Here is a 2549-nt window from a genome sequence, read left to right as displayed (position 1 = left end):
AAACACCCATAGAAAAGGCTTTTTATTTGATTTATGCCGCAGGTACTGCTGCGCCAGCAAAGCCCCCGGCCAGCCACCAAATAATGCCAGCAGCTGCAAGGTTTTTTCGGGCGTACGCTGGCCAGCCTGTTGCGCCTTTTGCTTATCCTGCGCATATACGACAAACGTCAGTAAACTTAGGCCAGCATAACTGGCCAGCAAATAATAATGTAGCTTGCCAAACCAGCAGGCGCCGGCCATCAGCAAAAAGAACAATAGCACCACTTGTAGTGGCCAGCTGCTGGCTGCTTTGGCTGATTTTACTATCTGCTTTTCTCCAGCATAAGTCACAGTTTTGGCCTGACTGCGGCCTTGCTGATCTTTGGCAACTGAATAGGTAACCACTTCACCCACTTGTGGCCGGCGGCTGCGGTTTTGCAGCGCTTTAGCATGAAGAAAAATCCGTTCTTCCTTGTGAACAGGCTTTAGCATAGGCTGAATAAAACCGAAGCCCTTTTCATCTTCCCACTGGTCTATTTTTCCTTTAAAGCGCATGTTTTCACTCTTTGTCGTGGTCAAGAAAAAGCCATACCAAACCATCGACAAAGCTCTTCAATTTCTCGATCTAAGTGAGAAGTTTGGATAACCATATATCCAACACCCCCGATCAAGTCTTCATCACGTTCCATACTTTATAGCCTAACGCTGCCAGCACGCGCGGCTTTGTAGTGGAGGCGAAGCCGCAACGAAAAAGCCGTCGCCGTGTCTGGCTTTGTTATGCATCTCAGTAACTAAATACATGCCATTGGCCGTTAATGTGCCTCAACCCTTTACCGTTTAAAAGAACCCAAACTCCTGTAATGGGCTCAGGCAGATTGGGTTCTTTACACGGAAGATGCATTTTACCAAGAAAGTATGACTCAACTTCCCAAGGCGCACCGCCAAGTACGATTGGTACAAAAGCATGCTTTTCCTTGGCGCGGGATTTGCGGAGCTTATTAACAACATCAAGCTTGTCATGACTACTTAAAAACGAGCCGATCCAATCAATAAGAGCATCACTACTTTGATTTATAGGGCCGCCACCACCATCCATGCTCAAATGAGCATAACCACTTCCATCTTTTTTATACATTTGAAAGGACGTTATCCCCAATTCATCCAACTCGTTGAAAAGCTCTAAATTAAATCGTCTTAGCTGCCAATCAACAGGTGTAAACTCTGTAAGACCTAGACTCTCACACTTAAAGATAGCTTTTGAAATGTGAATCTTGAGCGATTTAATACGCGTTGACTTCTTGATTGAAACAAGCCAATTGCCCGATGAGCAAACTTTCATAGGTCCTTTTGCTGGGCCAATATTCCATGTTTCGGTTGCGGCTGGATCGACAGAACCAACACATTCAATAGCGTATTCAGGAGCGTTCACTGGCCCAGCTATAAGATCATACATTCCTGATTCGGATCCGTTATCATAGACTTCAACTTGGGTGTTCAATTCTTTGGTAACGATTTTCTGGGCCCAGTCTTCGATGGTCATCAATACTCGATGCCTTTATTTTAATAAATAGTTGTATTATGCGATGCTCGTTAAGTAAGCACAGCGACAGTAACTAATCTACAGTGCCTATCACAGTTGCAATTCTCTTCTATTAGATCATTTATGCTTTGACTAACCGACAGCTTCTTCCCATCCATGGACTTACACCAAGCACAGTCTCGATCATCCTTGCACCCAACAACCTCAAACTGTTTGAGGCCCATGCTTCTGTAATTTTGATTCATTTCGTCATGAGATCGTGCAAAATTGGCTTTCATCGCAATAGACGACAAAACGCTTTTCGGGTCATGTTGAGCTCGACCATTTTCATTCAACACAGCAAGTAACTCATAGGTAATTTGTAAACGAGGGTTTATCCCCAGCTCCTTTTTTTCTTCCGTCGTGAGTTTATTTCCCGTCTTATTTAGACTGATCTCATCATTTAAATGCTGGATTACAACGTCAATCTGATCTTTACGGATTAGCTCGCTTTTTTCAAGTTCCCGCAAAAGATAATAGTCCAAAGCTTTACACTGGCCTAATTTTTCTTTGGATGAAGCTTTGCCAAAAAGCCTCTGAATGAAAGTTAGCATCTTTTCTCCTCTTTTTTTGCATAACAACTTAGTGTTTTATCCGGCACGTTGTTAATTGACGGATAAAAGCCTGTTGAACGGCCCGGCTAACTTAATTTTTTGTATAACTGATGCTAATGGAATTTGTATATTTAAGGAGCAGTTAATTTACAGACTTTTGTTACATAGGTGATTTGTTTTAATAACTTTTTATTGCTTCTCATCATGTTATTAATCAGCCCTTTTCAAGATATGCCAACCATCTCGCAATACTTGCCCTCCGGCAGCTTTAGCCTGTGTTATTGCACTCTACATCCGTACTGCTCAGCCGTCGGGGTTACCTTCTGCGCGTAAAAAGGACAGGCACAGCTGAACAAAACAGTGAGTAACAAACACTAGGCGTTAGCACCATTAACCACAATCACCAAAATCTTGACAGCTAGGCGAGCGACAACTAA

3 protein-coding genes are annotated in these 2549 nt (G+C 43.1%); all 3 read right to left on the bottom strand.

Annotated elements, in window-relative coordinates:
• Positions 1–534: cold shock and DUF1294 domain-containing protein (locus VT06_RS16535; protein ID WP_046555431.1), on the bottom strand; the 534-nt coding region annotated here is incomplete at its 3' end.
• Positions 535–763: 229 nt separating this feature from the next.
• Entirely contained in the window at positions 764–1519 is a 756-nt protein-coding gene (locus VT06_RS16530) for a hypothetical protein (RefSeq protein WP_046555430.1), read from the bottom strand.
• A 50-nt stretch (positions 1520–1569) separates the two neighbouring features.
• Positions 1570–2112, bottom strand: coding sequence for a hypothetical protein (locus tag VT06_RS16525; RefSeq protein ID WP_046555429.1), 543 nt, complete (start codon positions 2110–2112; stop codon positions 1570–1572).
• Between the last annotated feature and the right edge of the window lie 437 nt (positions 2113–2549).

Source organism: Arsukibacterium sp. MJ3 (assembly GCF_000987765.1).
In the GTDB taxonomy this organism is placed as follows: Bacteria; Pseudomonadota; Gammaproteobacteria; order Enterobacterales; family Alteromonadaceae; genus Alishewanella.
The sequence above is the reverse complement of the archived record's forward strand: the minus strand, read 5'-3'. Positions and strand labels throughout refer to the sequence as shown.

Coding starts and splice junctions, on each gene's coding strand:
- VT06_RS16530 (WP_046555430.1), bottom strand. CDS start 1,519: ATGACCATCGAAGACTGGGCCCAGAAAATCGTTACCAAAGAATTGAAC.
- VT06_RS16525 (WP_046555429.1), bottom strand. CDS start 2,112: ATGCTAACTTTCATTCAGAGGCTTTTTGGCAAAGCTTCATCCAAAGAA.